Source organism: Ruegeria sp. AK4 (assembly GCF_056541025.1).
The window spans coordinates 1-7442 of record NZ_JBQFXS010000047.1 but is presented as its reverse complement, the minus strand read 5'-3'; the positions used below and the strand labels follow the sequence as shown (position 1 = coordinate 7442).

Here is a 7442-nt window from a genome sequence, read left to right as displayed (position 1 = left end):
CCAACCGGCAAATCGCTCCGCCCGTCGGATAATAAACACCCGTTACACCACCCGTCCCAATCGTGATGAACTCCTCAGAATACGCCGCAGGGGCAAAAAAGGCGGCGGCTACGGCCGCTGTGATTGAAGATTTATTGAGCACTTTGACACTCCTGTTGTCAGTCTTTTTTGATCCTTTTGAGAATGCCTGATCGATCCAAAACACGGTTTTGGAATCAGCCACCCAGATGCCGAAGATCAAAGCGAAACCAAACAAGGTGTGTCTATACGGTAGATTACGTATAGGCTTGCGGGTATGGGGCGGGCATCATGATCCGGCCCGCCCGCCAAGACCCTCTGGACGAAAGAATTGGACACCGCAGCGCAACAGGAATTCCGCCGGGATCAGGCCGAGCCCGCCCGCAGGCGCAGATCGCTGCGCGCGACGCTGGCCCTGTGTCTGGCCGGGTTGCAGTTTGTGGCCGTGCTGTCGGTGACGCTGTCGACTTTCGTCAGTTCGGAAAACGCGCTGCTGCGGCAATCGCGCATCTCGCTGAACGAGGTCAGCGTGAATGTCATCGGTCAGGTCAAAAGCTTTCTGAACCCCGCCCGGCAAGTGCTGGACGCCACGCGGCGGCTGGCGGAAAACGACGTGCTGGACATCAACGACATCGCGGCGCTGGAAAGCCATTTCTTCCAGCAATTGCAGGTAGCCCCGCAGCTGGCCGGGATTTATCTGGCCGACGACACCGGGCGTTTTGTCTATGTCATGCGCGCCGCAGAGCCCGGGCGCTATCGCACAAAGGTCATCCCGCCCTTTGCGCCCGGGATCACCGAACACCCTGCTGATTTCCAATGGCGCAACGACCGGTTCACCCTGCTGGAAACCGCCGAAACCCGGACCGACACCTATGAGGCCCGCTCGCGCCCGTGGTTCAGGATGGTGAGCCGGGCGAAAGCGCCGATCTGGACCCAGCCCTATTTCTTCTACACCACCCGCCAGCCGGGCATCACCTATGGCGTGCCGGTGCTGGATGAGGCCGGAGAGATCCGCGCCATCCTGGGCGTCGACATTCAAATCGATGCGCTGTCCGGCTTTCTGCTGGACATCTGGTCTGAGCGGCGCGGCGCGGCGCTGGTGCTCAACGACGATGGCTCGGTCCTGGCGCATCCGACGCTGGTGTTGATCGACCAGAACGCGGATTTCGACAACCCGGAACTGCCCATGGTGGACCAGATCGATGACCCTCTGGCGCGTCAGGCCTTTGCCGCGCTGGCGCAGACCGGCAGGGCCGAGGTCGCAGGCCCGGTGCATACGGATTTCGAACTGGGTGGTCAGGACTATGTCGCCATGCTGATCGACGTGTCCGAACCCGGCCTGAACTGGCTGATCGGGCTTTACGCCGCCGAAGACAGCTTTATCGGCGAGATCAAGAAGAACCGGGTGCAGGGCATCTGGATCGCCCTGTCCATCGCCATCCTGACCGGGGCCTTCGGTCTGGCGCTGGCCGACCGCATCTATGCCCCGGTGCGCAGTTTCGCCAGCCAGACCCAGCGCCTGTCCAGCGGTGAGATCACGCCCGAGGAACGCCTGCACAGCCCCTATCGAGAACTGGAAGATACCGGCGCGGCGCTGGCGCAGGAGGTGCGGCAGCGGCAGCGGTTCGAAACCGCCTATGGGCGCACTTTCGATCTGGCCTCGCGCGGGATGGCGCAGATATCGCCGGAAACCGGCCGGTTCCAGCGGGTGAACGCGCAGCTTTGCGACATCATGGGATATCAGCCGGTTGAGTTCGAAACGATGACGCTGGCCGATATCCTGCCCGAAGATGGCCAGCAGATCGCGGTGAAATTTCGCGAAACTCTGCTGCAGGATTCCGAATTCATCGCCGAGAACCAGTTTATCCGCAAGGACGGCTCATCCATCTGGCTGCGGGTGAACGCGATCCTGATCCGCGACGAAAAAGGCATACCCGATCACGCGGTTGCCATTGTCGATGACGTGAGCGACCGCAAACAGGCTGAGGATGAGGCCAGCCGCCTCAGCCGCGATCTGTCCCATGTGGCGCGGGTGAACCTGATGGGCGAGATGGCATCGGGGCTGGCGCATGAGTTGAACCAGCCGCTCAGCGCGATTTCCTACAATGTGGATGCGGCCAAGATCACGCTTGAGGAAATCGGCGACCCCGACCCCGAACTGGCCCAGATCCTCACCGATATCGACCGGCAGTCGCGCCGGGCGGGCGATATCATCCGCGCCCTGCGCGAAGTGGTGCGCAAGGATCGCGGGCGGCAGACCGCGTTCGAACTTGGCGGACTGATCCGGCAGACCGTCACGTTGATGGAGACCGAGGCCCGGGAAAACGACATAACGCTCGCCTATCACGAGGCGACCCTGCCGCAGGTGATCGGCAACAGAACGCAGATCGCACAGGTGCTGGTCAACCTGCTGCGCAACGCCATCGATGCGCTGGCCCGTGACCCGTCCGAGGCGGGCCGGATCACCATCACCACGCAGATCACGCCGGAATTTGTCGAGGTTCAGGTCGCCGATAACGGGCCCGGCGTCAGCCCGGAAGTGACCCTGTTCAACACCTTCGATACCCAAAAGACCGACGGAATGGGTCTCGGTCTTTCGATCTGCCGGACCATTGTCAAAAACAATGGCGGCACCATCTGGCACGACCCGACCGACACATCCGGTGCGCGGTTCTGTTTCACCCTGCGCCGCAGCGACCGACCGGCAGAGGGTGCATCATGACCCCGGAACCGCTCACCGTCTTTATTGTCGATGACGACGACGATGTGCGCATCGCCCTGTCCCGCTCGCTTGGCAAGCGCGGCATGAGTGTTGCGCATTTCCCCGACGCCCGGACATTTCTGGCTCAGGTCGGAGAGGATACCGCAGGCTGTCTGATCCTGGATTACGGCATGCCCGGCATGGACGGGCTGGAGTTGCAGGATCATCTGGTCCGAATGAACTCGACCCTGCCGATCATTTTCATCTCGGGCCATGGCGGCATTCCTGAATCCGTACGGGCCACCAAGGCCGGCGCGATTGATTTTCTGGAAAAGCCGTTTGACCTGACCGTCCTGATCGAACGGATCGAGGCCGCATGGAACGTCGGTGCCGACCTGCGGGCGCAAAAGGCGCGGCGGCAGGAACTGGCGGACAAGCGCAGCCTGCTGACCGAGCGCGAGGAACAGGTGCTGCACCACATCCTGACCCACCCTGCCCGCACTTCGAGCAAGGAAATCGCTGCAGAGCTGGGCATTAGCCCGCGCACAGTCGAAATCCATCGCGGTCGCATTCAGCAGAAGGTCGGGGTGAAAACCACTATCGAGCTTTACGAACTGTTCGCGCAGATGCAGTGAGCCCTGACCCGACAGATCGCGATCCGGGCCGGGCTCAGATGACGACCCACGCCGCCCTCAGGGGCTGAAAATCAGCACCACGAAGACGATGAACAACACACAATGCACGGCCCCGTTCAGCACGTTCGTTCGCACCCCGCCAAAGGTCATAAGGCTCATGACAAGGGTGAGCAGCAGCAGAACCATCGAACTGTCGCTCAGACCAAGCACCGTGTTGGTCTCGGTCAGAAGGCTTATGGCCAGCACGCAGGGAACCGTCAGCCCGATCGTCGCCAGCGCCGAGCCCAGAAGCAGATTGACCGAGCGCTGCAGGTGATTGGCGCGGGCCGCGGCCAGCGCCGCCAGCCCTTCGGGGGTCAGAACCAGAAGGGCGATGACCACACCGCCAAGGGCCAGCGGTGCCCCGGCCTGAACGATACCGACATCCACAAGCTTGGCCATGCGCTTGGACAGCAGAACAATCGGAACCAGCGTCAGAAGCAGCAAAAGCGTGTGGTAGCCAACCGAATAGACCGGGCCATGGCCGTGATCCTCGGCATGTTCGACCTCATCCGCGCGTTTGGGCTGCAGGAAATACCCCTGATGCCGCATAGTCTGAACGGTCAGGAACGCGGCATAGAGCAGGACGATGATAATCCCGAAGAACACCGCCTGCGGGACGGAAAAGGTCGGGTCATCGGTCGACACCGTGAATTTCGGCAGGATCAGGCTGAGCACCGCAAGCGGAAGCAGAACCGCCATGAACGCGCGCGCCCCTTGCAGGTTGTAATCCTGCTCGCGATGGCGCAGCGCGCCGATCAGCAGGGCCAGCCCGACCAGACCGTTCAGCACGATCATCAGCACCGCAAACATGGTGTCGCGCGCCAGCGTCGGCGCGGCCTCCCCCGTCAGCATGATAGCCGCAATCAGCGACACCTCGATCCCGATCACCGCCAGCGTCAGGATCAAAGTGCCAAAGGGTTCCCCCAGCAACTCGGCCAGCGCATCAGCGTGCCGGACAACGGCGAAACAGGCCCACATCATCACCGTGAAAATCAAGACAAAAAGCAGCCCCGCCAGCCAGAGGCTTTGAAGATCGTATAGCAAGCCATCCGCACCGAACTGGAATATGCCCAGCGTCACGATGATCAACGCGGTGGGCAGTTCAGCACGGGTAAGGTTCAACAGGCCGGGTTTCGATTTTTCTGGCTGATCTGCCATGGGTCACAATTTTGGTCTAAGTTTCGGAGTGCCGTTGTCGCGTAGGGTGAAATTGCCTTTGCCGATCAAATGTTACGCGCAGCATATCCGGGTTGGGCGGCCCTATCCAGCCAAACCTGAGACCACGGCGCGCGTGCAACGCAGTCAGGCTGCCGCCCGATCACCCCACCCCGGGTTGCCGGGTGGCCCGAGACTTGGTGATGGTCACGTAATCCTGCATCTGCACAAGGTCGCGCCCGGGCAGCCAGAACTCCTCCAACACAAATTCGGTGATCTCGACCCGCTCATCGGTGCTGAAATCATGAACCTGCGGGTACAGCATAATCATCCAGACAACCGCCATCAGGTCCTCGAAACGCTCGGGGCGGCAGCGGACCGCGCTGCTTCGGGCGGAAAAGTACAACTCCCCGCCCTCGGACCGCGCGTTGACCCGCGCGGGCAGGCCCAGCAGGTTCTGCGTGTTGCGGGTTCCGCAGAACTTTTCCGCGAACCGGTTGTACAGCCAGGTTGTCGAATACGGGCGCTTGGTCGATGAGGACATCAGGGCCAGATGCAGTCTGCCCGGCGCGCTGAGGACCTGATGGCAAAGGGCGCGCACCAGATCCGGCCAGCCCTCGGGGCGGGAATAATAAAGCGCGTGGTGAAGGGTCACCAGATCGAACTGCACCCCGCCCAGCCGGTCCTGCAGCGTTGCGTCGGCGGCCCGGTCCGAGTGGAAATCCCGAAGGTAATCGCCCTGCACCAGATGCACATCGTTCAGCAAGGTCCGCTCAACGCGCGTCTTCACGGCCTCCAACGCCGCGCTGTCGCAATCGTACAGCCACAGCCCGCCATCGGACAGCGCATGCAGCAGCTGAAACTGCGGCTCCTCGCTTGATCCGATGGAAAGCGTCCGCAACCGCTGATCTGGCGCGCCTTCCCGCATCAGCGCTTTGACCCCGCGCATCAGATCACGTGCCACATCGGCTTTTTCATCCGTGTGACGCTCCCACAGTTTCACCTGATCGCGCAGCCCGAGGTTTGCGGACCGCAACCCGGCATCTATCAGCTCGGGTCTTGAGATGTGGGCCGGGCGCCCGATCTGGTTCAGAGCTTCGTCATACATCTGGCACCCTCGTCCGTTCGGTGAAAATCCGGTTTCGTTGAACCTCAGATGGCAAGCCGGGATGACGTCCGGGTTTCCCGAAACTTAAAGACCGTTAAGATTCAGGGTGTGATCGGCCAATATCACGGATTGGTGACGGGCGCTCTGCCCCTGTTGTTCCACGCCGGCCTCAGCTCATTTTTCACAAAGTGTTGAAAATTTAGGCAGACCGCCCAAATACCGGGCAGTTTTCACGCCAACTGGGCTCGGCTGGCTGCACCATCAAGCGGCCTCGGGCCCCAATCCATAAGGGTGACTCCGATGAATTTCATACTAAAGGGAAGTCTGGTGACCCAGATCATCGTCGGTCTTGTTGCGGGCGTCGTGCTTGCAACGGTGTGGCCGCAGGCCGGAATGGCCGTCGGTCTGCTGGGTGATTTCTTTGTCGACGCGCTGAAAGCCGTCGCCCCCGTCCTGGTGCTGATCCTGGTCTGCGCCGCGATCACCAACCACAAAAAGGACAGCGAGGCCCGGATGGGCCCGGTTGTCATGTTGTACATCATCGGCACATTTGCCGCCGCCGTGCTGGCCGTCGCGGCCAGTTTCCTGTTCCCGGTCACGCTGCACCTGACCGGAACGGCCGAGGCAATGGCCGCCCCCGATGGTCTGGGCGACGTGGTCAAAAACATTCTGCTGAAAATCGTCGACAACCCGGTCAACGCCATCGCGCAGGCCAACTATATCGGCATTCTGGCATGGGCCATCGGTCTGGGGTTGGTCTTTCGCCACGCCAGCGACGCGACCAAGGCGCTGATGTCCGATCTGGACGGCGCGATCACAAAGATCGTCTCGGCCATCATCCGTGTGGCCCCCATCGGCATTTTCGGCATCGTCGCCGCAACCATCGCCGAAACCGGGTTTGCCACGCTGATCAGCTACGCCAACCTGCTGGCGCTTCTGCTGGGCTGCATGGCAGTGATGGCCCTTGTCGTGAACCCGCTGATTGTGTTCCTGCGCATCGGTCAGAACCCCTATCCGCTGGTCTTCACCTGCCTGAAGGAATCCGGCATCACGGCGTTCTTCATGCGCAGTTCCGCCGCCAATATCCCGGTCAACATGGAGCTCTGCCGGCGGATGAATCTGGATGAGGAAACCTATTCCGTCACCATCCCGATCGGGGCCACGATCAACATGGCCGGTGCCGCCATTACCATTACGGTGATGACGCTGGCAGCGGTGCACACGGTCGGGATCGAAGCTGATTTCCTCTCCGCGCTGTTGCTGAGCGTGATTGCCGCCATCGCCGCCACCGGCGCGTCCGGTGTGGCCGGAGGTTCGCTCCTGCTGATCCCGATGGCAGCCAGCCTATTCGGTATCGACAACGCGACCGCCATGCAGGTCGTCAGCATCGGCTTCATCGTCGGCGTCCTGCAGGATTCCGCGGAAACCGGCCTGAACTCGTCCACGGATGTCCTGTTCACCGCCGCCGGTTCCCACAAACGCGGCGACCCATATCCGCACAAACTGCCGCTGGAACAGGTCGCCTGATAGCGCCGATCAGATCCGATGCGGGTTTTTTTCGCAATCGGATCTGATGCGGCTCCCCTTTGCGCCCGTTGTTTATCAACGGGCGCGAACCACTGAGTTTAGGCCAGCAGTCGCTTTGGCGGCTGGCAGCCCGGGATCCGTTGCAAACTTTCGGCCATTGACGCCTTCGGAATTAACGAGTGAATGACTCGTCGGTCGTATCAAGTCGAAAGCCAGCTCATGATTTCCTTCAATGGTGCACAGTATCCGAAAGATG

The 7442-nt window shown here is 61.3% G+C and carries 5 protein-coding genes and 1 pseudogene; 3 read left to right on the top strand and 3 right to left on the bottom strand.

What is annotated here, in order from left to right:
- Nucleotides 1–223, bottom strand: a pseudogene (locus tag ACR0EZ_RS25540) (hypothetical protein); the annotation flags it as partial.
- A 126-nt stretch (nucleotides 224–349) separates the two neighbouring features.
- Here ACR0EZ_RS25540 and ACR0EZ_RS25535 point away from each other — a divergent pair.
- Together ACR0EZ_RS25535 and ACR0EZ_RS25530 are read left to right on the top strand one after the other, a co-directional pair.
- Nucleotides 350–2740, top strand: coding sequence for a sensor histidine kinase (locus ACR0EZ_RS25535; RefSeq protein ID WP_480617633.1), 2391 nt, complete (start codon nucleotides 350–352; stop codon nucleotides 2738–2740).
- A complete protein-coding gene (locus ACR0EZ_RS25530) occupies nucleotides 2737–3354 on the top strand; it encodes a response regulator transcription factor (protein WP_480617631.1) in 618 nt (205 codons plus the stop codon). Before ACR0EZ_RS25535 ends, ACR0EZ_RS25530 begins: the two co-directional genes overlap by 4 nt.
- 57 nt (nucleotides 3355–3411) lie before the next feature.
- On the opposite strand, the gene ACR0EZ_RS25525 is transcribed toward ACR0EZ_RS25530, so the two are convergent.
- Both ACR0EZ_RS25525 and ACR0EZ_RS25520 read right to left on the bottom strand, forming a co-directional pair.
- Complete coding sequence (locus ACR0EZ_RS25525; RefSeq protein WP_480617630.1) at nucleotides 3412–4554, bottom strand: calcium:cation antiporter; 1143 nt, start codon at nucleotides 4552–4554, stop codon at nucleotides 3412–3414.
- A gap of 160 nt (nucleotides 4555–4714) precedes the next feature.
- Complete coding sequence (locus ACR0EZ_RS25520) at nucleotides 4715–5659, bottom strand: class I SAM-dependent methyltransferase (RefSeq protein WP_480617629.1); 945 nt, start codon at nucleotides 5657–5659, stop codon at nucleotides 4715–4717.
- Between the two features lie 300 nt (nucleotides 5660–5959).
- On the opposite strand from ACR0EZ_RS25520, the gene sstT reads away from it, so the two are divergent.
- Nucleotides 5960–7186 (top strand): serine/threonine transporter SstT, encoded by a 1227-nt coding sequence (gene sstT, locus ACR0EZ_RS25515; RefSeq protein WP_480617628.1) that lies wholly within the window; start codon nucleotides 5960–5962, stop codon nucleotides 7184–7186.
- Nucleotides 7187–7442: the final 256 nt, after the last annotated feature.